The sequence below is a fragment of the Bacillus timonensis genome, assembly GCF_000285535.1.
GTDB classification, from domain to species: Bacteria; Bacillota; Bacilli; order Bacillales; family Bacillaceae_L; genus Ferdinandcohnia; species Ferdinandcohnia timonensis.
On record NZ_HE610989.1, the window covers coordinates 125,364 to 151,194 of the forward strand.

Annotated in this window: 26 protein-coding genes and 2 pseudogenes; 7 read left to right on the forward strand and 21 right to left on the reverse strand. The window is 36.6% G+C overall.

Annotated elements, in window-relative coordinates; genetic code table 11:
* The 3 genes from BTHG_RS20800 to BTHG_RS20810 form a co-directional block, all read right to left on the reverse strand.
* Complete coding sequence (locus BTHG_RS20800; RefSeq protein ID WP_010284070.1) at window positions 1-930, reverse strand: ABC transporter permease; 930 nt, start codon at window positions 928-930, stop codon at window positions 1-3.
* Window positions 927-1,856 carry an ABC transporter permease gene (locus BTHG_RS20805; RefSeq protein ID WP_010284072.1) on the reverse strand — a complete coding sequence of 310 codons (930 nt, stop codon included), beginning with the start codon at window positions 1,854-1,856 and terminating at the stop codon, window positions 927-929. Before BTHG_RS20805 ends, BTHG_RS20800 begins: the two co-directional genes overlap by 4 nt.
* Before the next feature lie 117 nt (window positions 1,857-1,973).
* Window positions 1,974-3,659 carry a peptide ABC transporter substrate-binding protein gene (locus BTHG_RS20810; RefSeq protein WP_010284074.1) on the reverse strand — a complete coding sequence of 562 codons (1,686 nt, stop codon included), beginning with the start codon at window positions 3,657-3,659 and terminating at the stop codon, window positions 1,974-1,976.
* Window positions 3,660-3,913: 254 nt separating this feature from the next.
* Between BTHG_RS20810 and BTHG_RS20815 the strand changes: the two genes are divergently transcribed.
* The 5 genes from BTHG_RS20815 to BTHG_RS27155 all read left to right on the forward strand — a co-directional run bounded on the left by BTHG_RS20815 (window position 3,914) and on the right by BTHG_RS27155 (window position 5,895).
* Complete coding sequence (locus BTHG_RS20815; protein ID WP_010284081.1) at window positions 3,914-4,609, forward strand: Crp/Fnr family transcriptional regulator; 696 nt, start codon at window positions 3,914-3,916, stop codon at window positions 4,607-4,609.
* A 116-nt stretch (window positions 4,610-4,725) separates the two neighbouring features.
* The gene (locus tag BTHG_RS20820; protein WP_010284085.1) at window positions 4,726-5,205 is read left to right on the forward strand and encodes an Hsp20/alpha crystallin family protein; all 480 of its coding nucleotides are present in this window, start codon (window positions 4,726-4,728) and stop codon (window positions 5,203-5,205) included.
* 42 nt (window positions 5,206-5,247) lie between these two features.
* Complete coding sequence (locus BTHG_RS20825; RefSeq protein ID WP_042342388.1) at window positions 5,248-5,466, forward strand: hypothetical protein; 219 nt, start codon at window positions 5,248-5,250, stop codon at window positions 5,464-5,466.
* Between the two features lie 22 nt (window positions 5,467-5,488).
* Window positions 5,489-5,737, forward strand: a complete 249-nt coding sequence (locus BTHG_RS20830) for a sigma-G-dependent sporulation-specific acid-soluble spore protein CsgA (RefSeq protein ID WP_010284090.1) — start codon at window positions 5,489-5,491, stop codon at window positions 5,735-5,737.
* 14 nt (window positions 5,738-5,751) lie between these two features.
* On the forward strand, window positions 5,752-5,895 hold the full coding sequence (locus tag BTHG_RS27155) for a hypothetical protein (protein WP_010284091.1): 144 nt from the start codon (window positions 5,752-5,754) through the stop codon (window positions 5,893-5,895).
* 58 nt (window positions 5,896-5,953) lie between these two features.
* On the opposite strand, the gene BTHG_RS25535 is transcribed toward BTHG_RS27155, so the two are convergent.
* The 4 genes from BTHG_RS25535 to BTHG_RS20860 all read right to left on the reverse strand — a co-directional run bounded on the left by BTHG_RS25535 (window position 5,954) and on the right by BTHG_RS20860 (window position 8,482).
* Window positions 5,954-6,355, reverse strand: a complete 402-nt coding sequence (locus tag BTHG_RS25535; protein WP_010284097.1) for a YppG family protein — start codon at window positions 6,353-6,355, stop codon at window positions 5,954-5,956.
* A 109-nt stretch (window positions 6,356-6,464) separates the two neighbouring features.
* Entirely contained in the window at window positions 6,465-6,833 is a 369-nt protein-coding gene (locus tag BTHG_RS20845) for a YppE family protein (RefSeq protein WP_010284102.1), read from the reverse strand.
* 29 nt (window positions 6,834-6,862) lie between these two features.
* Window positions 6,863-7,123, reverse strand: a complete 261-nt coding sequence (locus BTHG_RS20850; RefSeq protein WP_010284107.1) for a hypothetical protein — start codon at window positions 7,121-7,123, stop codon at window positions 6,863-6,865.
* 324 nt (window positions 7,124-7,447) lie between these two features.
* On the reverse strand, window positions 7,448-8,482 hold the full coding sequence (locus BTHG_RS20860; protein ID WP_232284507.1) for a DUF2515 domain-containing protein: 1,035 nt from the start codon (window positions 8,480-8,482) through the stop codon (window positions 7,448-7,450).
* A gap of 184 nt (window positions 8,483-8,666) precedes the next feature.
* Here BTHG_RS20860 and recU point away from each other — a divergent pair.
* A pseudogene (recU, locus tag BTHG_RS25540) lies at window positions 8,667-9,274 on the forward strand (Holliday junction resolvase RecU).
* A gap of 211 nt (window positions 9,275-9,485) precedes the next feature.
* Window positions 9,486-11,909 (forward strand): PBP1A family penicillin-binding protein, encoded by a 2,424-nt coding sequence (locus tag BTHG_RS20875; RefSeq protein ID WP_010284114.1) that lies wholly within the window; start codon window positions 9,486-9,488, stop codon window positions 11,907-11,909.
* A 29-nt stretch (window positions 11,910-11,938) separates the two neighbouring features.
* On the opposite strand, the gene BTHG_RS25545 is transcribed toward BTHG_RS20875, so the two are convergent.
* The 14 genes and pseudogenes from BTHG_RS25545 to BTHG_RS20945 form a co-directional block, all read right to left on the reverse strand.
* The gene (locus tag BTHG_RS25545; protein WP_010284116.1) at window positions 11,939-12,292 is read right to left on the reverse strand and encodes a YpoC family protein; all 354 of its coding nucleotides are present in this window, start codon (window positions 12,290-12,292) and stop codon (window positions 11,939-11,941) included.
* Window positions 12,285-12,944: an endonuclease III gene (nth, locus tag BTHG_RS20885; RefSeq protein ID WP_010284118.1), complete on the reverse strand. Its 660-nt coding sequence runs from the start codon at window positions 12,942-12,944 to the stop codon at window positions 12,285-12,287. The genes BTHG_RS25545 and nth overlap by 8 nt, the downstream gene beginning before the upstream one ends.
* A 60-nt stretch (window positions 12,945-13,004) precedes the next feature.
* Window positions 13,005-13,715 carry a DnaD domain-containing protein gene (locus tag BTHG_RS20890; RefSeq protein WP_010284121.1) on the reverse strand — a complete coding sequence of 237 codons (711 nt, stop codon included), beginning with the start codon at window positions 13,713-13,715 and terminating at the stop codon, window positions 13,005-13,007.
* 131 nt (window positions 13,716-13,846) lie between these two features.
* Window positions 13,847-15,139: an asparagine--tRNA ligase gene (gene asnS, locus BTHG_RS20895; RefSeq protein WP_010284124.1), complete on the reverse strand. Its 1,293-nt coding sequence runs from the start codon at window positions 15,137-15,139 to the stop codon at window positions 13,847-13,849.
* Between the two features lie 309 nt (window positions 15,140-15,448).
* Window positions 15,449-16,630, reverse strand: coding sequence for a pyridoxal phosphate-dependent aminotransferase (locus BTHG_RS20900; protein ID WP_010284127.1), 1,182 nt, complete (start codon window positions 16,628-16,630; stop codon window positions 15,449-15,451).
* Window positions 16,631-16,647: 17 nt separating this feature from the next.
* Window positions 16,648-17,124: a cell wall elongation regulator TseB-like domain-containing protein gene (locus BTHG_RS20905; protein WP_010284128.1), complete on the reverse strand. Its 477-nt coding sequence runs from the start codon at window positions 17,122-17,124 to the stop codon at window positions 16,648-16,650.
* A gap of 14 nt (window positions 17,125-17,138) precedes the next feature.
* Window positions 17,139-17,309, reverse strand: coding sequence for a YpmA family protein (locus tag BTHG_RS26420; protein WP_010284129.1), 171 nt, complete (start codon window positions 17,307-17,309; stop codon window positions 17,139-17,141).
* A gap of 208 nt (window positions 17,310-17,517) precedes the next feature.
* Window positions 17,518-18,372: a ComEC/Rec2 family competence protein gene (locus BTHG_RS20915; RefSeq protein WP_010284130.1), complete on the reverse strand. Its 855-nt coding sequence runs from the start codon at window positions 18,370-18,372 to the stop codon at window positions 17,518-17,520.
* Between the two features lie 27 nt (window positions 18,373-18,399).
* Complete coding sequence (gene dinG / locus BTHG_RS20920; protein WP_010284131.1) at window positions 18,400-21,174, reverse strand: ATP-dependent DNA helicase DinG; 2,775 nt, start codon at window positions 21,172-21,174, stop codon at window positions 18,400-18,402.
* A 58-nt stretch (window positions 21,175-21,232) separates the two neighbouring features.
* Window positions 21,233-21,616, reverse strand: coding sequence for an aspartate 1-decarboxylase (gene panD, locus BTHG_RS20925; RefSeq protein WP_010284138.1), 384 nt, complete (start codon window positions 21,614-21,616; stop codon window positions 21,233-21,235).
* Between the two features lie 54 nt (window positions 21,617-21,670).
* On the reverse strand, window positions 21,671-22,516 hold the full coding sequence (panC, locus tag BTHG_RS20930) for a pantoate--beta-alanine ligase (protein ID WP_010284139.1): 846 nt from the start codon (window positions 22,514-22,516) through the stop codon (window positions 21,671-21,673).
* Window positions 22,517-22,518: 2 nt separating this feature from the next.
* Window positions 22,519-23,352, reverse strand: coding sequence for a 3-methyl-2-oxobutanoate hydroxymethyltransferase (gene panB, locus BTHG_RS20935; protein ID WP_010284141.1), 834 nt, complete (start codon window positions 23,350-23,352; stop codon window positions 22,519-22,521).
* A 299-nt stretch (window positions 23,353-23,651) separates the two neighbouring features.
* A pseudogene (locus BTHG_RS25550) lies at window positions 23,652-24,643 on the reverse strand (biotin--[acetyl-CoA-carboxylase] ligase).
* Window positions 24,628-25,812 carry a CCA tRNA nucleotidyltransferase gene (locus BTHG_RS20945; protein ID WP_010284142.1) on the reverse strand — a complete coding sequence of 395 codons (1,185 nt, stop codon included), beginning with the start codon at window positions 25,810-25,812 and terminating at the stop codon, window positions 24,628-24,630. The pseudogene BTHG_RS25550 and the gene BTHG_RS20945 overlap by 16 nt, the downstream one beginning before the upstream one ends.
* Between the last annotated feature and the right edge of the window lie 19 nt (window positions 25,813-25,831).

Sequence of the window (25,831 nt, forward strand, 5' to 3'; positions counted from 1 at the left end):
CTATTTCCGCAATTTCGGATCAAGTGCATCCCTTAAACCATCCCCGAACACATTAAAAGCAAACATTGTGAGCGAGATGAGAAAAGCTGGGAAAAATAATTGATAGAAATTCCCGATTAAAATACTTCCCAAAGCATCATTTGCCATTGTTCCCCAACTTGCTTTAGGTGCCGGAATCCCAAGCCCTAAAAAGCTAAGAGTGGCTTCAGCGAATATCGCAGTTGGAACGGTTAATGTGACATTTACTAAAATAGGTCCCATCGTATTTGGAATCATATGTCTTCTTAAAATCCAAGAGGTTTTTGCTCCCATCGCATTAGCTGCTTGGACATACTCATATTCCTTGAGCTGTAGAACCTGCCCGCGGACAAGTCTGGCCATTGGTATCCAGCCTGTAATAGACATTGCGATAATAATTGCCCATAAGCCTCTTTCAAGTACGATCATAACCAAAATGACCATCAATAAATACGGAATGGCGTAGAGTACTTCAGCAATCCTCATCATGATATTATCGACTCTACCACCTCGAATACCTGAAATACCTCCATAGATTATTCCCGCGGCAAAATCAATTAGAGCAGCCATAAGTCCAATAAATAAGGAAATTCGTGCACCATACCATGCTCTAGTGAATAAATCCCTTCCCGAAGCATCTGTCCCAAACCAATGCTCGGCATTTGGTCGTAAATTCTTTTTTGTAAAATCCTGCTCATAATACGTATAGCCATTTAAATGAGGACCAATAATGGCCATGATCCCAATGATGACAATGATAATAAGCCCAAGCATCGCTAATTTATTTTCCTTTAGCCGCCGCCAAACATCTCCCCAATAGGAAATACTAGGTCTGGCAATTTTCTCTGCTTCAGCATACTTCTGTTCAACTGGTGTAAACATGTCTTCCGTAAGATTTGGTTGATTTTTCATTTGCTCTCCCCCGTAACCTTTATTCTCGGATCAATCCATGTGTAGGCGATGTCAACAATTAGAATGAAAAGAATCAGGATGGCAGAATAAAAAATCGTCGAGCCAAGAATGACAGGGTAATCTCGATTAAAAATACTTGTTACAAACATTTCTCCCATTCCTGGGATACCGAAGATTTTTTCAATAATGAAGCTTCCGGTTACAATATTAGCGATGAGGATGCCAACAATCGTAACGACTGGCAAAATTGCATTTCGAATCGCATGCTTTACTATAATCGCTCCTTTTTTAAGACCCTTTGCCTTCGCTGTTAAAATATAGTCTTGGCTCATTACTTCAAGCATACTTGACCTCATTAAACGTGCGATAAAGGCCATTGGCATCATCGCGAGGGAAAGTGACGGTAACACAGTATGCGACCAAGATTTCCAGGTTGCAACAGGGAACCATCTTAATTCAACCGCTAAATAATTGATGAGAAAGGTTGCCAGAATAAAGTTTGGTACAGAAATTCCGATAATTGCTAGAATCATAGAGGAGTAGTCTGGCCATCTATTGCGATAAAGGGCAGCAATAATTCCGAATAGCAAGCCCAGTGGAATCGCAATCAGTAAGGCTTGGGTTCCTAGGTGCAAGGAAACAGGGAAACCATTCACGATTAGGTCGTTAACTGTTAAAGTTGAAGATTTATATGAAGGTCCAAAATCAAACTGTAAAATAGAAAGTAAATAAAGACCATATTGTACAAGTAAAGGTTTGTCCAAATTATAATAGCTTTGAAGATTATTATAGACTGCCTCAGGCATTGTTCCTTCTTGGGCAAATGGGTTTCCTGGAATACTATGCATTAAAATAAATGTTAGTGTGATAATCACCCAAAGGGTTACAACTGCGAGGACAATCCGTTTTCCAATATACTTGAGCATGTTATCCCCCTCTTTAAACCGAATGTGCTAGCTCATGTAAGCCGAGTTTCCATACATTGTGCAAGTAGAAAAATCAGGGTATGCTGGACTCCAGCATACCTTGATTTACCTCGTTACTTATTTTTTGATATCCGCATAGATGAACTGAGGATAACTATTAATAGGTGTATAGATACCTGTTACATGCGGCTTCACAGTATATGGTTTTGTATAGAAATAGATTGGAATAATCGGCATCTCATCCATTAAGATTTTTTCAGCATCATGCATAGCCTTCATACGGTCTTCTTGGACCATAGTTGTTTTCGCGAGATTGATTAGCTTATCATACTCGGAATTACTCCAGTTTGCGTCATTATATGGACCATCTGTTACCCAAAGATCCATAAATGTCATTGGGTCTACATAGTCACCAACCCAGCCCGCTCTAGAAATTTCATAATCTCCTGCTTTTTCACGGTCAAGTTTAACCTGGAATTCAACATTCTCTAGTGTAATTTCGACACCTAGATTTTTACGCCACATTTCTTGAACAGCTTCGGCAATCATTTTATGTCCTTCAGAAGTGTTGTACGTTAAAGTTACTGCTGGGAACTTATCAAGTCCCTCTTCCGCTAAGCCTTCTTCCAGTAACTTTTTTGCTTCCTCAATGTTTGCATCAAATAAATTCCCTGTATTTTCCTGGTAGTCACCTGAAACATCTGGAATTCCCGGCGGTACTACGGAATACGCAGGAGATTGGCCACCTTGTGCAACATGCTCGACAATGGTTTCACGATCCAGCGCCATTGATAAGGCTTTTCTAATCTTTACATTATTAAACGGCTTTTTCTCAGTGTTTAAATTGTAATAATACACAGAAAGATCAGAGCCAATTTGGAACTCAGGATTATTTTCAGCCTTTAATTGACCGATTACATCCTGTGGGAGAGGATAAACTAAATCCAACTCATCTGATTGGTACATTTGCCAAGAGGTGTTTTCATCATCGATAATGACAAACTGAACTTCATCTAAATTAATTTTATCTTTATCATAATAATTTTCATTTTTCGCAAGCTTCATGCTTTCTTTATGTTTCCACTCTGTCAGTTTAAAAGCACCATTTGATACATATGAATCGGCCTCTTGATACCAGTTTGGATTTGCTTCCTGTACAGCCTTATTAATCGGATAATACGTATAGAACGATGTTAAGTCCAAGAAATAAGGAGTTGGTTGGGCAAGCTTGACCTCTAATGTCGTGTCATCAACTGCTTTTACACCTACAGCTGCCTCTAGTGCAGCTAAATCAGCACCTTCCTCAGCTGAGTTATAAGCTTCACCACCCTCTAAATAATAGAGTTGGTATGCGTATGTAGATGCAGTTTCAGGATTTAACGCATACTTCCACGCGTATTCAAAATCATTAGCTGTTACAGGATCTCCATTTGACCATTTCACATCACTTCGGAGCTTGAATGTCCAAGTTAATCCATCCTCACTTGTCTCCCACGATTCAGCCATACCTGGAACGATTTCTCCTTCAGGTGTTTTCTTTGTCAATCCTTCAAATGCATGCTCTAGAATCCAAGAGTCGTGAGTACCTTGTGCAGTACCAGGGTGTAATGAACCAGGCTCTTCATTATTATTTAGGCGAAGAATTTTCGGTCCAGATGCTTCCTGTTCATTATCTTTGCCCTCCTCACTAGGAGTTGATGGCTTTTCTGGTTCATTTGTTGTCTTTTCACCACTAAAGCAACCAGATAAAGCTAAAAAGATAGATAGCAATAATATCAATCCAACTGAAAGCTTCTTTTTCAAACAATTGACCCCCTATACTATTTTTTGAAATCATATCGATTTCTACATTAAATCTATAGATAAAAACACGAAAATATTACAATAAGGACAAATTTCTTTTCTTTTTTTGGGATAAGTACAAGTTTTTCTTTCATACTTTAATACAATGACCTTTTAATCTGGTAAATAATTGTGGATGCAATTTGGAAGTGCTTTACCTGTAATCTACTAGTTTGGTACACTTAAACCAATCGTGAAAGTATGGAGTGAGTATAATGAATCGTACTGAAATAACGGATGTTTTACAGACCGTACCACTTTTTAAGGAATTAACAAGTAATGAATTAGAAGAGATGGTGAACATTGCCCAATATCGCCAATTTAAAAAAGGCACCCATGTTTTTATGCAGGAAGACCCTTTAGAAAATGTCTACTTTATTTACAAAGGAAAGATAAAAATTTATAAAAATGATATAAACGGAAAAGAACAAATTGTAACCGTTCAAAAGGACGGGGATATGTTCCCACATGTTGGTTTTTTCCGAAAAGGAAACTATCCCGCTTATGCGTTAGCATTAGAAGATACTATGGCAGTAGTAATTTCAATCTCCCATTTCGAATCTGTTTTGTTGCAGCATCCGCAGGTTTGTATAAAGCTTTTCAGGGTAATGGGTGAGAAAATAGTAGATCTTCAGAATCGATTAGAAGCACAAATTTTAAATAATACATATGAACAAATTATTAAACTAATGATGCGTCTATGTAATACTGACGGAAAACAGATGCCAGACGGAAGAATAATGATAACCACACAATTTACAAATAAAGATTTAGCCAATATGATTGGAACAACTCGTGAGACCGTGAGTAGAACATTAACTAAATTAAAGAAAAAAGACATCGTAAAAGTGGATGCAAAAGGAAACATCATCGTTCACTTAGAAGGATTAGAAGATGAACTTTTCGTATAGGCCTTGTAAGAACTGAGTTGTGAAAACCCAGTTCTTTTTTCATGCCCAAAACAAAAACATTTTAATGTGAAATGAATATAGTAAAAATAGATAAAGGGTTTAAGGAGGAGAAAAGAGTGAAAGACGATAAGCCAGATAAACCAATCCAAAAATTTGAAAGTGATTCATTCGGCCCCCTCATAAAATCGATGAATGAGTTCTTTACACAACAACCAGTCAAACGACTCCTAGATACTATTGATGAATTTTTCGAAAAACCATTCCCCTTCTCAACGATTCCAATTGATATGTATGAAACTGACACAGATCTTATTATTTCCGCAGACTTACCTGGTGTTAAAAAAGAACAAATTGATATCGAGTATTCAGAAAGGTATATTACAATCACCGTAAACCACGTTGAGGAAATGGAAGAAACCAATGAGGAAAAGCACTATTTTGTAAAAAAACATTCCTTTAACAAATCAAGTCGTACAATCGCATTACCCTATCCGATTCACACAAATAACATAAAAGCTTCTTACCTAAATGGTGTCTTAAAAATCAGCATCCCTAAACAAAGAAAACGAAGAATCATTATCGATGAGAGCATGTGAAGTATCATGCTCTTTTTTACATACTTTGCATGGAAGTTTAGCATGATATGGCTAGGAGGTGTAATTGTGGAGAAAAAGGTAGGGAATCAAAATGTACCTGATTTTAAGGAACTGAATGACAGAATTATTGCAGAAGCAAGCGATGAGCCGATTCTTGTCATTAAAACGAATCTAGATCCTAAAAATGTTACTGAGGATAACCCGTATTATAAAAAATCTACCACGAATGAAGAGGAGTTTACCTCTTATTTTGAAGAATAAAATAATGAAATGGTGATCAATCATGGACAAAACGCTAGGATATTTAATTGAATCGATTTCGAATTATGGTGATGAAAACAAAATAAGCCGAGCTATTCTTACAAAGATGATCAATAATCAGTACATCTCTGAAGAAGCGTTTGTTAGGGATTTGGATGAAGAAGAAATTGAATTTCTAAACAAAGTTTTACCTGATGAAATCAATTATGCAATGGATGAAAAAGATTTTAAACGTGTTAATCAACTCAATGAAGTGTACGAATTGCTATAGAAAAGGTGAATGAAATGGCAAAAGAATTTAGTACAAAGCAGTACTCAGATACTGATGTTGAAGAAGTAAAGCGACTCAATGCTAATTCTGGATTGTCGTATAATGAAGCTTTACAGCTTTTAGCGAAACAATATCGTGAACAAAAGAAGCATAAATAAGTCAATATAAAAAAGAAAGCTGCACTTCTTATTTAACAGCTTTCTTTTATTATTTTTACTATACCTTAAATGTTTTGGTTAACCCTTTTACAATTGAATTAACTTGGTTAACCGCCCCTACCATTTGCCCTGCTGTATCCATCATTTTATTGATATCATAGGTACCATCTTTTTTCTTAAACTGATTAAGGATACCCCCAGCCCCTTTTTGCTTCATCGGATCCACCCCTTGTTCCATCCCTGTCGGGTATGGAGTAGAAATCGGGGGTGGATATCCATAAGGGTTATTCCCAGGATAACTGTTCATATTATACTCCATATAGGAATAAGGATTATACTGATTCCAATTAGCTTGATACCCTCCACCATTATAAAGCTGGTAGGTTGGTTGCCCATAATAAGGCCATGAATAACCATAAGGTCTAGTATCATATTTGTTCCTTCTATAGTATTGATACATGTGGAACAAACCTCCCGTGATGTACTTTTTCTATAGATTATGTAGAAACTGGGTTAGGTGTTCACACAAAAAAGATACCAGTTGATGTCAGGGTATCTTTTAATGAGGTCTATTTATTTTCATATTTTACCTTCTCAAGGATGTTATCAAGGACATATTGAACAGATTCATACATATTTTTAAAACGTTTTACTTTCGTATCTTGATAAAAGCTTTGAATAGAGATATGTTGGATATTTTCATGAGTTGCATCAATCTGATTTGGATGAAGATTTTTAGGATATTCCTTTTTTATCCATGCTATTGCCAATTCTCTCCAACTATCTGCTATTCCCATTGTAGAATCTACAAAAGGCTTTACTTCTTTATAAAAATCCACCTCATAAGATTCACTTTTTTTAACATCCTCTAATCGTTGAATCGACCTGTCACAGAGATCTTTTAGAAGATTTGTTTTTGCAAGTAGTTCCGTATACATTCCCTCACCTCAACATCTATCATACCGTTTTAATAGCTTAATGTTAAGTGATAGGAATGCTCCTCATCGGTTTTCAGTGGTTGTTTACGCGTTTGATTATGATACGTCCTACGAATGGAGATGATTTCATTTTCAATCTTCTTCATTTGAGTGATATTCTGATTTCCTTCATCAAGAATATGTTTATTTACCTCAGTTTGAATTTGCATATCAATTTTGTTTAACGTATAAAGCAGTTGATCCATTTCCTCAAGAACATGTACTTTATTGGTAAGTCCAACCCTCAACATATCCATCCTCCTAAACGGTCTTTTTTAGTAAGTTCGACGAGCGAATATTTCCTCCTGCACGCTTGACAAAACTAGTTTTTATTCGTCAAAGAAAGTGGATTTACACCATCATTTCTTTTCCTTTTCGACAATGTATTTATACTTTGTACGAATGCTATCTATGAAAGATGCTCACACTATTTGTAGGAGGTGAATTCCATGGCAAAACAAGAAAAAAAGAAAAATAAACAAGAACGTAATGAAGAGAAAGCACCTGGTTATGGAAACAAAAAACTTGAAGGACCTGATAGACCATCAACATAAAATACATACAAAGGCTGGTTTTCAGCCTTTGTTTTTTAATAACAAATCCTCGATTAAGATTCCTGCTTGTACTTGCTTCTGTTTTTTCAAATACCAATTTGTAAGTTCAAATTGATCTCCCAGCTCAACCTTCTTAAACCATTTATCATTTCTTTTCCCCATATACCAATCCAATGTCCTTCCTCTTTTATGCTGGATAATTGGATAAGTTGTTCGTAAAAATGGGGTATTTCGAAACCTTCTCTCACTTACATACCGTTCATAATCAAATCGAGAACCTGTATGCTCGATTTTATCTGAAAATCTCAAAAACAAATCGTAATAATATTCATGAAAAAGCAACGACGCGAGCTTCTTACCAAGTTCAATTCTTTCATCAAGTTGTGTAAATTGATGAACTGAAAAACCAAATAATCTCCCATCTTGTGTTGGAAAAAGAACAGAACTAAAATGCAAAATGTCTTGAAGATTGTAGAAGAATCGTTGAAATACCTTCTTTTTATAAAAGGGATGTTCAATGACAGGCTTTTGAATAATATTTTGTTCATTAATTATTTGTGCGGTTACTAATCGTTCCCCTTCCCGGTACTGCCAGTAATACTCCCACTCCGCCTCTATAAATCGTGACACCGAAAACATTCTCAATAAATAAAACAATGGCTTGCCTACCCTTTTAGAATACTCATATACCAAAAGCTGTGGATATGCATCTGAAAAAATCAGCCAGTTTGCCCTTTCATATGTAAAGAACAGGACTTTTCTCTCTTTTTTCGTGAGGATTCTTGGGTACCATTCACCCTCTAAATCTGTCATATTCCAGCCCGCATTCCGTGAGACCATACTTGCTAAAAAAGACCATCGTATCTCGTTATGTTTCTTATAGTAGCGAGCATATTGCTTAGTCCGCGAAATATTATCAATATTTCCCTTTGTTGTTTTTGACTGAATATCAATAATCAACTCTCTTTCTTCCAATGATAAAACCAATTCCCGATTTCTACGATCATTCACCATCGATTCGATTTTTATAATATCGGAATTCTTTATACTCATCATACACACACCTCTTACCCATAGTGTATCCATCCCTTACGCCACCACGCCCCCAAAAGTATATTTTAAAGCGAATAGTATGGTATAGTGAATCTAACTCTCTCAAGCCTGTACCCAATTGTTTAAATTTCGTTAAACTTTTTTACAGAAATTTTTGGTATAATAGGTGTCTTAAGGGGGTAGGAGAATGGAGTTTCGTTATCCAAATGGGAAAATATATAAACCCCAACAGGTAAAAAAAATCCACAGCTCAAGCAAAGAATCTATGGGAATCGTGGGATGACGTTAGAAGAAGATCTCAATGAAACGAATCTATTTTATTTGGAACAGGAAATTGCCGTTATTCATAAAAAACCAACACCTGTACAGATTGTAAATGTCGATTATCCAAAAAGAAGTGCTGCCGTTATTAAGGAAGCTTATTTTAAACAAGCTTCTACTACAGACTATAATGGTATCTACAAAGGCCGTTATATCGATTTTGAAGCGAAGGAAACAAAAAACAAAACTTCCTTCCCACTTCAAAATTTTCACGAGCACCAAATCAAGCATATGTCCGATTGTTTAAGGCAGGACGGGATTTGCTTTGTAATTCTCGCGTTTACAACCTTAGATGAAATCTATTTCCTTGAGGCAAAGCACTTATTATCCTTTTGGAAACGAAAAAACGATGATGGGAGAAAATCTATTACGAAACAAGAAGTTGAAACATATGGCCATCAACTATCAATTGGTTATCGTCCAAGAATTGATTATATAAAGATAATTGATTACCTATATTTCAACAAGGAATAATAGTAAATAAGCTAAGAATGTAACCTATCCCTACTAAATTACGTCATATCGTAGGGAAAGCATTTGAAAGGCAGGAAATAAGTATGTCTGAAAAATATCAAACACGTGAAGAACGCCGACATGCGAAACAAAAGAAAAAAAGCGAAAAAAAGCAAAGGGTTCGTTATTTAAAAGAATTCTATTAATTGTCCTATTAATTGGGATTATTGGGATGATAGCAGGTGCTACTACATTTTTCGTGATGGCAAGTGGTGCTCCTAAATTGGATGAATCCCTACTAAAGGATCCACTATCATCAAAAGTTTACGACATGAATGGAAATAAAATTTATGAGTTTGGGGCAGAAAAACGAACGTATGTCCCACTGGAGCAAATACCGGATAACTTAAAAAATGCTGTACTTGCAGTAGAGGATGCTCGTTTTTATGAACATCACGGTTTGGATGTTATTCGCCTTGGTGGAGCAGTTCTTGCCAATTTCAAAGAAGGATTTGGTGCTGAAGGAGCAAGTACGATTTCACAGCAAGTAATCAAGAATTCCTTTTTCGAGGAAGGGCAAAAAAAGCTTACTAGAAAAGCGCAAGAGCTATGGCTAGCATTTCAATTAGAACGTAAATACTCAAAAGATGAAATTCTAGAAATGTATTTAAATAAAATCTACTACGGTGTCGGTAACACATACGGTGTTGCTAAAGCAGCCGAAATATATTTTGACAAACCGCTCGATGAACTCGAGCTTCACGAAGCCGCCTTTATAGCGGGTCTTGGACAAAATCCAGGAATCTATAACCCTTTTGTCCATCCAGAAGCAGCAGAAAAGCGTCGGAATATCGTATTAACTCTCATGGTTAGGCATGATTTTATTTCGAAAGAAGAAGCAGACGCTGCTAAAAAGGTTCCGATTGAAACATCAATTGTAGAATCAGAGGAACAATCACATCCAATTGATTCTTTCATGGACCAAGTAAAACGTGAGCTTAAAGAATCTGATATCGATGTCTATAACGCAGGCGTTAAAATTTATACAACCTTTGATCCTGAAGCACAAGCTCATATCGATTCATTATTAGCAAATAAAAATCCTGATGTGCAATTTCCAAATGATAAGCTCCAAGCGGGAATAGCAGTCGTAGATACAAAAACTGGTGAAATTAGAGCATTAGGCGGCGGTAGAAATCAAGCTCAAAATAGTCGCAGAAACTTTGCGCTTGAATCCGATAACCAACCTGGTTCAACGATTAAACCTATTTTAGACTATGGACCTGCGATTGAGTATTTAAAATGGTCTACCTATCAACAAATTAAGGATGAACCGTACACATACTCAGATAAAACGCCAATTAACAACTTTGATAGAAAATATATGGGACAAATTACAGCAAGAGTTGCTTTAGCCCATTCAAGAAACATACCGGCACTTAAAGCATTCCAAGAAGTTGGTGTTACAAAAGCAACAGAATTTGCTAACGGACTTGGCATTACCTTTGATGAAAGAATTAATGAAGCATATTCCATTGGAGGGATGCACGGTGGTATCTCCCCTCTTGAAATGGCTGGTGCCTATGCAACATTCGGTAACGAAGGAAACTTTATTAAACCACATGCGGTAAACAAAATTGTCTTTCCGGATAATCGAGAAGTTGTCCTTGCACCAGAGCCTGAAACAGCTATGTCTGAAGCTACAGCTTTCATGGTTACAGACATGCTAAAATCCGTTATGGACTTTGGTTCCGGACGGAGATATGATGTTTCCGGATTGCAAATTGCAGGTAAAACGGGTACAACAAACTACAGCGCAAAAGATATTAAAAACTATAATATTCCTTCCGGTGGTGTACCTGATATTTGGTTCAGTGGTTACACACCTAGCTATACTGTCTCCATTTGGACGGGATATAGTAATAACCAGGAAGCAGTCTTGCCTGCTGAACAAAGCTTAGCATTAAAATTGTTCAGAGATATTATTACGAATCTTTCTGAAGGCAAAGAAGCAGAGGATTTCGTAATGCCTAAGTCAGTCGTAAAAGTTGGTGTTGAAAAAGGGTCTAATCCGGCAAAACTACCTAGTGAATTTACCCCTAAAGATGAAATTGTATATGAATATTTCATCAAAGGAACAGAGCCAACGCAAGTGTCTGATAAATACGATAAGCTTACAACACCATCAAACCTAGAAGTGTTATATGACCAGGAAACAAATCAGATTAAATTATCTTGGGCATATGCAGAAGGTGAACTTGAACGTAATAGCTTTGAAATTAGTGTTTCAATTGACGAAGGGCCAGCTAAGGTTCTTACAACAACAAAAGAGTTAACCTATACAGTTCCTGAAGCTATACCAGGTGCTATTTACAAATTTACTGTGACTGCAGTAAATGACGAAAACCCTGAGCAACGCAGCGACCCTGCCACAAATACGATTGAAGTACCAGAACCTGCTGAGGAGGAAATTGAGATTCCACTGCCCCCTGTAACTCCTCCTGGGAATGGCAATGGCAATGACAACGGTAATGGTGGCGAAAACGATGGAAATAATAATGGTGAAGGCAATGGTGAAGGAAGCGGAGATGGCAACGGTGATGAAGAAGTTCCTGTCTTTCCTCCAGTCCCACCAGGCAATGGAGATCGTCAATAATTAAAAAATAACGCACATTTATTTGTGCGTTATTTTTTTTGCATCAATATTTTCTTTTTAGCATATAGCTTTAACAACTCGGTATAGAGTTCATTTAATTGAATGAAAGAGTGATATTGGTGTGGCTTTTTTAAAATGAACAAAAGCCGCTCATCAAGATTAATTGGTTTATAGTTGAGTTCTTTCATACTTTCATTAAGATTTTCCGGACTTGCAAAAGGTTTTTCATTTAGTATGAATAAAAATGTAATGAAATCATCTATGGCTTCGTTCATTGGCTGAACTACTTTTACTTTGTCCCTGTTTCGATAATGGAGTAAAAGTTGTTCTTTTCGCCCATCCCATTTTTCCATTATTGCAGAAAAAACCTTTTCTTTATCCAACCTTTTCTTTCCCTTTCATACGCTTTTTCCCTTCTCTACAAACCTCTAATAGCGGGCAAATTTCACATTGAGGGTTTTGAGCTTTGCAATGATATCTTCCGAAAAAAATCATGCGATGATGGGTTGCAGACCATTCTTCCTTTGGAACCTTTTTCATTAACGTTTTTTCAACTTCTAAAACTGAGTCTTTCCATCTACAAAATCCAAGTCTTTTGCTCACTCTTTCCACATGGGTATCGACTGCAATTGCAGGAATCCCGAAGGCAACTGAGACAACGACATTGGCTGTTTTCCTGCCCACTCCTGGTAATTTTGTTAATTCATCGCGGTCTTGTGGAAGGATGCCACCATAATCTTCAAGTAACATTTGGCATAACTTTTGTATGTTTTTTGCCTTATTTCGATAAAGTCCGATGGAACGAATATCATTTTGGAGCTCTTCAAGTGATACGGCTAGATAATCCTCCGGTGTTTTATATTTTTCAAAAAGAGAGGCTGTTACTTTATTCACCAATGCATCTGTACATTGGGCTGACAATGAAACAGCGATTACTAATTCAAACGGATTTTTATGATTGAGCTCACAGTGAGCATCCGGGAACATTTCCCCCATAGTATCAAGACAGAATTGAATTTGTTGTTTGTTCAGCATTTTTTATCACCTATTAGATTTAATCAAATGTTCCGCTGAGTTAAACCCAGCGGAATAAAGTTAATTTTCTAACCAATTATAAAACGGGATTGTCCGTTTATAATTTCCCTGCCCGGTTTGCTCAGTTTGTTTATGCTTTTGTTGGTATTGACGAAACTTTTGAGAATGGTTTTGGGCTTGAGCAATCGTACGGATTCCATTCTTTTTCCACTCAAAAAGAATTCGATCAATATATCGGAAATTAAGCTTTCCAGACATAACAGCCTCACGTAACGCTGCTTTAATAATGGTTGGATCGTGGTGGTCTTGATCGAGCCACATTGCTAAGGATTCACATTCAAATGGTGAGAGAGGTCGTCCAAATTCTTGTTCGAAAATACTATATAAGTCCTTTTCTTGCTGCTTCTCTATTTCTTTTTCTTCGTTCATGTTTTGTTGAACAAGAAGCTGCAGCATTTTCTCCCATAATGGGCGTAATGAATATTTTTCGTAAATGACGCGATTTTCGTCGTTTCCTTCATTTATTTCAAGATATCCACGTTGAATGAGCTGACGTAGGATTTCCATACATTTTTCTTCTGTGATTGACATACGGTTTGAAATTTCAATTGGCGTCGGAAAGAAGTTTCCACTATCCATAAAGGTTAAGATATGGAATAGAACCATCATTTCTTCTTCGTTTAACTGTAGATGTCGATACGAGGACATTAACATTTTCGGTATTGAAATACTGCCTTGTTCGAATAAATCAACTAATTTATCCATTTTCATGTATAAACACCTCTTCCTTACCTAGTATAACATGAGATGGAGAATAGGAATAAGAAAGAAATATTTGGTTTGGAATTTGACACAATAGTAAAAAAAGACCCCCCCTTTTGGGAAGATCCTTTTTCAATTTGTTATGGATATAGTCGGTTTAGTAAGCGTGGGAACGGAATTGTTTCACGAACATGTTCTACACCACTTATCCATGCAACTGTTCTTTCTAATCCTAATCCAAAGCCTGAATGTGGAACGGAGCCATATTTGCGTAATTCCAAATACCACTTATATGCATCACTAGTTAAACCGTGTACTTCGAGCTGTTGTTTTAAAAGATCAAAATCATGTATTCTCTCAGAACCACCAATGATTTCACCATAACCCTCTGGAGCAATTAAATCAGCACATAATACAACATCATCACGGTCAGGGGCTGGTTGCATATAGAAAGGCTTAATTCCCTTTGGATAGTTAGTAATAAATACTGGTTTATCATAGCTTTCAGCTATTGCAGTTTCATGTGGAGCCCCAAAATCATCACCCCACTGAATATCAGTAAACCCTTTTTCATGTAAAAACTCAATTGCCTCATCATAAGATATACGTGGGAATGGAGCTTTAATATTTTCAAGCTTAGATACATCTCGACCCAATGTTTTTAATTCTAATTGACAATTTTTCAAGACAGACTGCACAATATGAGAAACATATTCCTCTTGTACTTTTAAGCTTTCTTCATGCTCAGTGAACGCCATTTCCGGCTCAATCATCCAAAACTCAATTAAATGACGTCTTGTCTTTGATTTTTCCGCACGGAATGTTGGCCCAAAGGAGAATACCTTTCCTAAAGCCATCGCTGCCGCTTCCATGTATAATTGTCCGCTTTGTGAAAGATATGCATCTTCATCAAAGTATTTTGTAGCAAAAAGTTCAGTTGTGCCTTCTGGAGCGCTTCCAGTTAAAATTGGTGGATCAACTTTTACAAATCCATGTTCATTGAAAAATTCATAGGTTGCACGAATGATTTCATTACGGATTTTCATAACTGCATGCTGCCTTTTTGAACGGAGCCATAAATGACGATGGTCCATTAAAAACTCTGTACCATGCTCTTTCGGCGTAATCGGATAATCGACAGCCTCATGAATAACCTCGATATTTGTTACAGTGAGTTCATATCCAAACGGTGAACGTTCATCTTCTCGTACTACACCAGTTACGTATAAGGATGTTTCTTGAGTAATTGATTTTGCTTTCTTAAAAACATCTTCTTCCACTTCTGCCTTTACAACGACACCTTGGATAAAGCCTGTCCCATCACGAAGTTGTAGAAAGGCAATCTTCCCGCTTGAGCGTTTATTCGCTAACCAAGCACCGATTGTTACCTCTTCCCCAACGTATTTATTAACTTCTGCAATAGTTGTTTTCACAATTGTCCCTCCAAAAATCAATCAAATGCGCTTTGGCGTATTTGTGCCCGATTTTTCGATCCTACTGGAAAAATTTCCATTGAAAAATCGCGGCATCCGCCGGAGGCTTTAACTTGATTCAGTTGGGGTTTAAATCCCTGTCTACTATTACTGTAAATACTACCATTTACAGATGTATAGAGTCTGCTGAATAAAGTTAAACCTTATGTATAAATTCCTACTTCATTATACATTTCTTGTCATAATGAAGCAAGAAATTGAAGAAGGACGGCTTGGGTTACTAGAACCAGCAGTACCGTCCCTGTTTTTTTACATTTTGTCCTCAACAAATTTATGAATTCGTTTAATCGCTTCTTCAAGTTGCTCTAATGATGTTGCATAGGATAGGCGTATGTTATTTGGTGCACCAAAGCCTGAGCCTGGGACAACTGCAACAAGTGCTTCCTCTAATAACGCCTTAGCAAAATCGTCGACATTCTCGTATCCTGTTAACTCTGCACATTTTTCCGCATTCGGGAATAAGTAGAATGCACCTTGGGGCTTAATACAAGAAATGCCAGGAATGCTAACCAATTTATTATAAATTACATCTAAGCGCTGTTCGAATGCCTGTCTCATTGTTTCAACAGGTTCTTGTGTTCCTTCATAGGCTGCAATAGCAGCATATTGAGCAACAGATGTTGGATTTGATGTACTATGACTTGAGAGATCTGTCATACTTTTAATGATTTCTTGAGGTCCAGCGGCATAACCAATTCTCCAACCTGTCATCGAGTGTGATTTAGATAGTCCATTGATAATAATTGTTTTTGCTTTCACGTCTTCACTAACTTGTGCAATCGAAGCATGTGTAGCACCAAAATAAACAAGCTTTTCATAAATCTCATCAGATACAATCCAAATATTATGTTTTACACATAATTCACCGATGGCTTGTAATTCTTCTTTTGAATACAGCATCCCAGTAGGGTTACTCGGAGAATTTATAATTAATGCTACTGTTTTATCAGTAATTGCTGCTTCTAGCTGTTCAACTGTTACTTTAAAGTTATTTTCCTCTTTCCCATCTACGTATACTGGGATTCCTTCTGCAAGCTTCACTTGCTCAGGGTAACTTACCCAATAAGGGGTTGGAATAATCACTTCATCGCCTTTATTTAACAGCACTTGGAATAGTGCGTATAACACAAATTTCGCTCCTGTTCCAACTATTACTTCGTTTGGTTTATATGCTAATTGTTGGTCATTTAATAGCTTTTTACAAATAGCTTGTTTTAATGCAGGTAATCCAGCGGAAGGTGTATATTTTGTATGTCCTTCTTTCATCGCCTTGATGGCAGCCTCAATTATATGATCAGGTGTATTAAAATCAGGTTCACCTGCTCCAAGGCCAATAACATCATGTCCTTCGGCTTTTAATTCTTTTGCTTTTGCTGTAATGGCAAGTGTAGAAGACGGTGTTAATGCCGCTACTCTGTTTGCTAATTTCATGGTTTTCCCCTCACATATTATGGTTTGATTGAATTGCGATATTTGCCAGTTTCAAAATACATTTTATGGTAGGTCAATCGATTATCACTACCAATATAAATAATTTCCCAAATTGGGATATTATCTTCGATTCCAAGTTTGACAGAACGAATTTCTTGTGGATTACGCTCGCTTTTTAAAATAGTAATTGCTTCGTTTTTTGTAATACCATCACGTTCAAAGCGAGTGATTATTTTTCCACCTTTTTTTTCAGGGATCCAAGCAATCATTTTGTCATCTTCATCATTTTTCCCAATGACGACCTGATAAGTTTTCGTTCCAAAATATGTATAGCTTTCATCAATTGTTACAATCGGTGTTTTCTCAAGAGCTATTTCATTTCCTTTTGCTTCAGCAGTGTTCAATGGCTCTAGGGCTGAATGATAAATGCTGATTCCTCTCCAAATCACAAAAACAAGGAATAAAACGAGAATTCCAATTATCCATTTCTTCATTTTAATCAACTACTTTACGTACGATAAATTGTAAAAACTGCATTATTTTGATCATCTCTATCAAGTGCAAGTCCAAACATGAGATCATCATGCTTAAGTGTCCGATTTAATAAATCAACAATTTTATATAAATCAGGTGTATTTTGAATTTTTACAGACGATTGAACTTCTATCTTACTTTCCAAGCAGGAGCTCTCCCTTCATTCATCACAAATTTTACTACTTATACGATAACTCGCCTACGGCAACAATAGTAGTACTACAACATTACAGTTGAAGTTGTCTTACATTACCTTACATCATTATAACAGGTGTATTACCATTCACAATATATTTTCGATTAAAAAATAACTCCTAATCCCATGCCTAACCTGTCTTTTGACAGGTCTTTTTTTAACCTTGTTGAACTTTTGGCTGATCGCTCTTTAATGGGATAGGAATAACTTCATAATCAGTTTTTGTACATTTAATGGTGACACTACCAAATTGTCTCGTGTAATAGATGTCAATCCAGCTATTATTGAGTCTTTCTAATACATCTGAGCTTGGAAGGAATCCTTTTTTATGAAATATAATCGCGATTTGCGGATTCACGTGGTTTACAAATTTTTCACCAGAACCATTTTCATTTCCAAATTCCGCTACCTTTAAAATATTCGTTATCGGTAGCTCTTTATTTTCAAGCATTTGATACTCTAAGTCAGGATTAGCACTTGCCATAAAGAGAAATTGATGATTACCAAATCGAAGTAAAAAATCCATCCCAAGTGATTTTTGCTTGTCTTGATTTTCGTGAATAACTTTCGCAGCGAGAAACGGGCTTAATTGATATTCCTTTCCCTTCTGCCAATAAATGATTTTTTTATTACCATCTTCCTGTTTATTATGTGCTCCATAAATAAGTTGTACATCTGAGAATTCTTGTATTAACCAATCAATATTTGAAGTAAATAAAGAATTTTGTTTTGTAATAATAATTCCCTTTAATTTTTTTACCCCATAAACATCAAGGTAAGCCTTAAGTTCCTTTTGCGTCCCTTGACCACCTGTATTTACAAGAATAAACTCACCCTTGGGCAGATGAATCAAACTTGATTCCCCATTTGTCAAATCTAAAAACGTGACGGCAATTTCATCCTCTGATAATTTAACATTTATTTTCTCTATATTAGTCCTGACATCGTCACTTGTCCAGCCTGAAAGAAACAATGTTAAAAAAACCAATAAAAACAACAAAAATGGTTTCACAATTTTAGCCTCCAAGAATGTAAAACTCTATATCCATTCCTTAACCTCTTCCAATAAACGGTTAAGGGGTTTATGAAAAAATTTCATCTTAGGAATTGAGGAAAGAAACTTTCGACCGTAATTCGTTGTTACAATCCGCCGATCTAATATAAAGATAACCCCTTTATCCTTTTCTGAACGGATGAGCCTTCCAACACCCTGTTTAAAACGAATGATTGCTTCAGGTAAAGAAAGCTCTTGAAAGGAGTCTCCACCTCTTTTTTCAATTTCTTTTGCCCGGACCGCAAAAATTGGGTCATTTGGTGACGCAAAAGGGAGTCTAACAATCACAAGTGCGGTTAAATCTTGTCCAGGAATATCTACACCCTCCCAAAAACTACTGGTCCCAAGAAGAATCGCCTTTTCAAACGCTTGAAAATTCTTCGTTAACTTTGCCCGACTTCCACCACTAATACTTTGAGCAATTAACACAAATTGTTCAAGTTCCACCATATCCTTCAACTTACTATATGTATTTTGTAACATCTCATAAGAGGTAAATAAAACAAGCATACGGCCATTCGTTTTATTCGCAATTTTAGCAAGATGTGACGCAATTGATTCAACATACTCATTTTGTGAAACAGAATTGATAAGCGGAACATCAGTTGGAACCATCATTGCTGCTTGAAGCTCAAAATCAAACGGAGACGGGATTGATAATGTAATTGGATGAAAATCGGGCAAACCTAATTTTTCAATCATATACGTAAAAGAATCATCAACCGTTAATGTGGCTGAAGTCATAATCACACTCTTTTTATAAGTAAAAAATTGATCTGCTAAATAATCAGAGACATCGGCAGGCTCCATAGAGATTACGGCAGCATTTACAGGACCTTTAGGATCAACTTCAATCCATGTCATTTGTTTATCATGCTTGTTTAATGTAAATAAGCTTTCGATAATCGAACATTTCTCCACTAACAATTCAATACTTAAAACATAATCATTAAATACCCCTAGTTGCATCGGCGTAAGCAAAGATTTGTTTTGAATAACTAGGTCCTTCTGGTATTGAACTTTGCTAACTATCTGCTTAATTGAAATACTTAGCTTATTAAGTTGCTCGATTGCCTCCTGCCAATATTCCCCTTTCTCTTTTGACAAATCAAATAAATATTGGAATCGATTTGTTTGGTCTTCAGTTGATTGTTTGTGTAAAACATGGTTGCGAATCATTCGGAAAAAGTCATTAACCGATGCTTTAATTTCCTTTATGATTTGATTTACATCAAGGAAGGTGTTTGTCTCAAAGCCAATCCGCTCCATTACCTTAACTGACTTTGAAAGTAAATCATTTGTTTCGAGAAGACCAATTCTCATGAGAACAGAATGAATCATTAAATAATGAATCTGAAAACCAACCTGACGTTTAGCAAGAGCTTCAAAATGATGTGCTTCATCAATAATTAAATAATCATAGGACGGGAGTATTTTAAAATGATTGTGTAAATCTTGTAAAAGGAGAGCATGATTTGTAACTAGGATATCTGCATCCGCCGCAGCATCTTTTGCATGTTGATAAAAACATCTTGACCCCCAAATAGAATCTTCAAATCCAGGTTTTTCATATGTACTCTTCACACGCTCCCATAAGAGTTTACCACCTGAAGGCAGGTTAATCTCATCGATGTCCCCTGTTTCTGTTTCTGTTAACCATACGAGTATTTGTGCTTTCGTTAGGACCTCATCATAGTTATCTGTTTCTTCATATAAAAGTTGTTCAAACTTCCTTAAGGAAAGATAATTCCCCCTACCTTTTAAAAGAGCTACATTGAAATCAAATGGTAGTATTTCCCGTACTTTTGCAATATCTTTTTCTAAAAGCTGTTGCTGTAGTTGAAGGGTATTGGTACTAATGATACAGCGCCCCTTCGTTTTTGAGATATAAATAGCCGGAAGTAAATACGCAATTGACTTCCCAATCCCTGTACCCGCTTCAATAATGGCATGCTGATTTGTTTCAAGTGCATGTTGGATCGTCTGGACCATTTCAAGTTGACCTTGACGAAATGGAAATTGTTGAATTGCAGAGAAGAAATCCTCCGTATATGTATTTCCCTTTTGTGTAAGACTTTCTTTCGGGATTGTTTTTTTACGTAAGGCAAGACCACGATATATATCAAATCTCGTTTCTTTGTGTGCGTAATTTTGTTTATCGTCTATAATCTCCCACAAAATTTCACGAATATCGCTCTTAAAAAAGTTTGCAAGAGAATATAACTTTTGAATCGTTACAAGCGGAAGATGCTCTATTTTTTGTAAAATTTTCAAAAGAAGTTCAGCGGTTACTTCAGCATCACTATCAGCTTGATGGGGATTTTCGTGTGGTAACGAAAGTGTCTCAGCAAGTTGTCCCAACTTATAGCTATCGGCCAATGGTAGCATTACTCTTGATAATTCAACCGTGTCGATGGTAAGACAATGAAAATTTTCAAACCCACATTGGGCTAGTTCTTCCTGCAAAAACGAATAATCAAAAGGTACATTATGAGCAACAAAATAAGAATTTTTAAACATTGAAATAATTTCAGGAGCAACAATCGAAAAATCAGGAGCATTCGCCACGACTTCATTTGAGATACCTGTGAATTGCTCGATAAAGATAGGAATGTCTTGTTTTGGATTGACAAAGGTCGCAAATCTTTCAATAATTTCCCCGTCTTCAATGACTACTGCTGCAAACTGTATTATTTTATCACCCTTTTTTGGAGAGTTCCCTGTTGTTTCTAAGTCTACAACGACAAAGCGTTTATTCACTTGGTGCCACCTCCTAACACAAACGCCCCCAAATTGGGGGCGTGTTGTTTTATTAAAATTATAATACAGTTGCAGCTGGTTCTTCTAGAATAAGTTCTTTAATTTGGTTATTTTCATTCATAATTGCTACCTTAGGTTTGTGATCTGCAAGTTTTTCCTCAGGTACAATCGCATATGAAATGACAATAATTACATCTCCCTCTTGCACGAGGCGAGCAGCAGCACCGTTTAAGCAAAACACACCGCTTCCTCTTTCACCAGGGATAATATACGTTTCAAGTCGAGCCCCATTGTTATTATTTACAATTTGAACTTTTTCATTAGCAATCATGCCAACTGCGTCTAATATATCTTCATCTATTGTAATACTACCTACATAGTTTAAGTTAGCTTCTGTAACCCGTGCTCTGTGGATTTTAGCGTTCATCATTGTACGAAACATGATGCTCCCCCTTGAATCATTGAGATTTCGAATAAAAGGTTCTTCCAAAATTATCTATACATCAAAAGTAATATTATCAATAAGTCTAACGTTTGTAAACTTAACAGCAATAGCAATTATGATTTTTCCAGTTAACTCCGTCAATTCATCAAGCTCGGGATAACGATAGATTTCTACATAATCAATATCACCTGATGTATGTTCCAATATATGATTTTGGATTAATTCTTCGATAACTTTTGGATCCCGTTCTCCATCTAGGATTGCTTGTTTCGCCATTTGCAAGCTTTCAAACAATCTATAAGCTTCTATACGCTCTTGGTCTGTTAAATTGACATTCCGCGAGCTTTTCGCAAGCCCATCCTCTTCACGGACAATTTCCACCGGTACAAGTGTAATAGGGAAATTAAAGTCAGTAATCAATCCATCGACAACTGCTACTTGTTGTGCATCCTTCAACCCAAAGTACGCCCGGTCTGGCTGTACGATGTTAAATAATTTAATAAGAACGGTAGCAACACCATCAAAATGTCCATTCCTCTGTCTACCACACAATACATCTATTCTCGAATGAACCTTAGCAGCCAGCGACATTTTTGTCGGGTACATCTCTTCTGTACTTGGGTGAAACAAAACATCCACACCATTTTTTTCTGCAAGCTGGCTGTCTCTTTCAAAATCACGAGGATAAGAATCAAAGTCTTCATTTGGGCCAAATTGAAGCGGATTTACGAAAATACTTACGGCTAACAAATCATTTTCATTTTTTGCCTGGTTCATTAGTGTTAAATGTCCCTCATGAAGATACCCCATTGTCGGTACAAATCCAACTGTTTTTCCAGATTGTTTTACAGTCATGATATATTGCTGCATTTCCTTGATTGACGTAATGACTTTCATGTTTATTTTCCCCCATAAAGACTTGTAAGCTCTTCTTCCTTCATTGTGTACATATGTTTTTCTTCCGGAAATGAATGTCCTTTTACCTCTGCCACATAATTTGAGAGTCCTTGTAAAATTGGTTCATTAACCGAAGCATATTGTTTAACAAATTTAGGAACACGATCAACTCCATAAGAAACCACATCATGGAATACAAGAACCTGACCATCGGTATGGTTTCCTGCACCGATTCCAATTGTCGGGATTGAAATGCTCTTTGTCACTTCTTCCCCTAATTGTTTCGGCACACATTCCAATACTAAAGCGAGGGCACCTGCTTCTTCTACTTTTTTCGCATCCTCAATTAGCTGTCTAGCACTTTCTGCATCCTTTCCTTGAACCTTATATCCACCTAAGACTCCCACAGCTTGAGGCGTTAACCCTAAATGGCCAACAACAGGTATTCCCGCTTCAGTTAAAGATGAAATCGTATAAATAACATCTTTTGCACCTTCAACTTTCACAGCATGTGCACCCGATTCTTGAATAATTCGAGCAGCATTTTTTAATGCGTCTGCACGTGAGACGTGATAAGACATAAATGGCATATCGGTTACAATAAAAGTTTCCTTTGCACCACGCTTTACAGCTTTCGTATGATGAATCATATCATCAACTGTGACTGGAATAGTAGAGTCATAGCCTAACACAACCATTCCTAATGAATCACCGACAAGGATCATATCAACCCCTGCTGCTTGCGCTAACTTTGCAGACGGGTAATCGTAAGCGGTCAGCATGACAATCGGCTCTTTTTTTTGTTTCATTTTTAAAAATTCTGTTTTTTGTTTCATCATTTTTCCTCCTTCTGGCTTTTAAAATCGCCTTGCTCAGGTTACCCCAGAGTTCCTAAAAGAGGAGATGAAAGACCGATTCGTGGTGTTTTATATGATAAAAGTAAAAAATCCTTCTTTCAAAAAAGAGAAAGAAGGATAGCATAAGTGAGTTCGGTAAATTTCATCCCTCTGTCCCAGTCCATTGGATCAAGGCAGAATATAATTTTGAATTACTAACAAAAAACGAAAAACTTGGTGTAGTTCCATAAAGGATACCACCCATTACTTTGAATTATATATAATATTCAATATCATTTCTACATTTTATTTTCAGGAAACTCAATATCTGCAGAATAAATATGATGAATCATCCCATCGGCATCCTCAATTAACAATACGCCTTCCTCATTGATACCAAGCGCCTTTCCTTCAATTGACCCAGTAAGTGTTCTGGCAACTATATGCTTCCCAATGCTTGTAGCATAGCTTTCCCATAATAACTTCACTACCTTGAAACCATGTTGTAAGTATTCCTTATACAACTTTTCAATTTTTAGTAATATGACTTGAATCAGTTTCGCACGGTCAACTTTTTCTCCTTTTTCAATTGCAAGTGAGCTCGCAATTGAATGTAAGCTTTCAGGAAAATGGCTCAATTCCTGATTCACATTAATACCAATTCCGATAATAACTGAATTAATCCGATCAGTTTCAGCCTGAAGCTCCGTTAATATACCAACTAGTTTTTTTGATGAATTAATATATCATTCGGCCATTTAATATCTGGCTCTAGTCCTGTCACTTCCTGAATTGCCTGAACTACACCTACGGCCGCCAAAAGTGTTAATTGTGGAGCTTGTGATGGCGGGATTTCAGGTCTTAAAATCATACTCATCCAAATTCCAGTATGTTTTGGTGAATACCAGGCCCTATCCAATCTTCCACGGCCCGTTGTCTGTTCTTCGGCCACAATAAGTGTACCTTCAGGGGCGCCATCATAGGCAAGACGATGGGCTATTTGTTGGGTAGAAGTTACTGATTCTTCAAAATGAATATTTCTGCCAAGGAACTCTGTTTCAAGGCCGAGTTGAATTTCATTACCGCTAATTTTATCTGGCTTTTTCATAATTCGATAACCAAGTTTTCTAACCGCCTCTAATTCATACCCTTCATTTCGTAAATCTTCAATATGCTTCCATACGGCAGTACGTGAACATCCGAGTTGCTCACTTAATTTTTGACCAGAAATAAATTCACCATTCGCGTTGGAGAAGACCTCTAACAATTTTTTTCTTATTTCTGATTGCACGATAGGAGCCACTCCTTTATTTTTTCCTTGTTATTTTCAACCTTATTTTCAAGAATACTATTTTCGACTTTTTCTAATAGTTGAGATACCCATTTTCCAGGCGATTGTTTGTACCATTGTAAAAGATCTGCTCCTGTTATCTTCAGGTCTGAACGGTGTTTAATAGGTAATTTGCAATACTCCTCATAGAGAGATATCTCTTGTTTAATCCCCAGCACGCCTAAAATTTTCTCAACATGTTTGATACAACTCTCACCACAATCATACAAAAGCTGCTTATTCCAGCCATTATTAAGAACATTTTCAAGACACCCTATGTTTTTTACAACCTGTTCAATTATTTTATTTGGTAACTTCCATTGTCTTAAAAAAGTCTTTAAATCGTCTTTTTTCAACAAATAACTAACAAGTGTCCAATATTCTGCTCGATCTTTTAATTCATTCCATTTATAAGCTGAGAAGCACTTTACATTTTTCTTCTCATTTTCTAGACCAGGCATGTATTGAAGTAAATTTGTCTCTGCTAAAATCGGAAATGCGACATGACAATTTGGACCCGAAAGTAATTTTTCAAACTCAATCGTAATCCGTTCAACTGATATCTTTTTTAATAAAGGTGCATTATTTGTGATAGCAGATTGCGTCTCCTGACATAACAAAAAGGGCAATTGACTTACAAAACGAACCGCTCTCATCATTCTTAGGGCATCTTCATGAAAACGTTCATTCGGGTCTCCAACTGTTTGGATTCGTTTCTCTTCAATCGCTTTCTTTCCACCAAAGGGATCAATAATGTCACCGTCAATCGTCATAGCAATTGCATTCATTGTAAAATCTCTTCTTTTTAAATCTTCGTGAAGAGATTTTACAAACTCAACATGTGAAGGCCTGCGATAATCCTCATACCCCTCTTCGGTTCGAAAGGTTGTCACTTCAAATTGTTCATCTTTATGTAAAACAACCACTGTACCATGAATCACCCCTACATCAATCGTTTTCGGAAATATGTTCATGATTTGCTCAGGAAGTGCAGAGGTTGCGATGTCAATATCACCAATGGGGCGATTTAGTAAATAATCTCGAACAGACCCCCCCACAAAATAAGCCTCATATCCATGATTATGTAATGTTGTAAGAATTGCTTTTGCTTTTCCAAAAGGTCCGTCCATCTCTGTAAGCCCCTAACAA

What these genes read in the sequence shown, in the direction of transcription:
- BTHG_RS20800 (WP_010284070.1), bottom strand. Translation starts at nt 930, where the DNA reads ATGAAAAATCAACCAAATCTTACGGAAGACATGTTTACACCAGTTGAA.
- BTHG_RS20805 (WP_010284072.1), bottom strand. Translation starts at nt 1,856, where the DNA reads ATGCTCAAGTATATTGGAAAACGGATTGTCCTCGCAGTTGTAACCCTT.
- BTHG_RS20815 (WP_010284081.1), top strand. Translation starts at nt 3,914, where the DNA reads ATGAATCGTACTGAAATAACGGATGTTTTACAGACCGTACCACTTTTT.
- BTHG_RS20825 (WP_042342388.1), top strand. Translation starts at nt 5,248, where the DNA reads ATGATATGGCTAGGAGGTGTAATTGTGGAGAAAAAGGTAGGGAATCAA.
- BTHG_RS20830 (WP_010284090.1), top strand. Translation starts at nt 5,489, where the DNA reads ATGGACAAAACGCTAGGATATTTAATTGAATCGATTTCGAATTATGGT.
- BTHG_RS27155 (WP_010284091.1), top strand. Translation starts at nt 5,752, where the DNA reads ATGGCAAAAGAATTTAGTACAAAGCAGTACTCAGATACTGATGTTGAA.
- BTHG_RS25535 (WP_010284097.1), bottom strand. Translation starts at nt 6,355, where the DNA reads ATGTATCAATACTATAGAAGGAACAAATATGATACTAGACCTTATGGT.
- BTHG_RS20845 (WP_010284102.1), bottom strand. Translation starts at nt 6,833, where the DNA reads ATGTATACGGAACTACTTGCAAAAACAAATCTTCTAAAAGATCTCTGT.
- BTHG_RS20850 (WP_010284107.1), bottom strand. Translation starts at nt 7,123, where the DNA reads ATGTTGAGGGTTGGACTTACCAATAAAGTACATGTTCTTGAGGAAATG.
- BTHG_RS20860 (WP_232284507.1), bottom strand. Translation starts at nt 8,482, where the DNA reads ATGATGAGTATAAAGAATTCCGATATTATAAAAATCGAATCGATGGTG.
- BTHG_RS20875 (WP_010284114.1), top strand. Translation starts at nt 9,486, where the DNA reads ATGATAGCAGGTGCTACTACATTTTTCGTGATGGCAAGTGGTGCTCCT.
- nth (WP_010284118.1), bottom strand. Translation starts at nt 12,944, where the DNA reads ATGCTGAACAAACAACAAATTCAATTCTGTCTTGATACTATGGGGGAA.
- BTHG_RS20890 (WP_010284121.1), bottom strand. Translation starts at nt 13,715, where the DNA reads ATGAAAATGGATAAATTAGTTGATTTATTCGAACAAGGCAGTATTTCA.
- BTHG_RS20900 (WP_010284127.1), bottom strand. Translation starts at nt 16,630, where the DNA reads ATGAAATTAGCAAACAGAGTAGCGGCATTAACACCGTCTTCTACACTT.
- BTHG_RS20905 (WP_010284128.1), bottom strand. Translation starts at nt 17,124, where the DNA reads ATGAAGAAATGGATAATTGGAATTCTCGTTTTATTCCTTGTTTTTGTG.
- panD (WP_010284138.1), bottom strand. Translation starts at nt 21,616, where the DNA reads ATGTTTCGTACAATGATGAACGCTAAAATCCACAGAGCACGGGTTACA.
- panC (WP_010284139.1), bottom strand. Translation starts at nt 22,516, where the DNA reads ATGAAAGTCATTACGTCAATCAAGGAAATGCAGCAATATATCATGACT.
- panB (WP_010284141.1), bottom strand. Translation starts at nt 23,352, where the DNA reads ATGAAACAAAAAACAGAATTTTTAAAAATGAAACAAAAAAAAGAGCCG.
- BTHG_RS20945 (WP_010284142.1), bottom strand. Translation starts at nt 25,812, where the DNA reads ATGGACGGACCTTTTGGAAAAGCAAAAGCAATTCTTACAACATTACAT.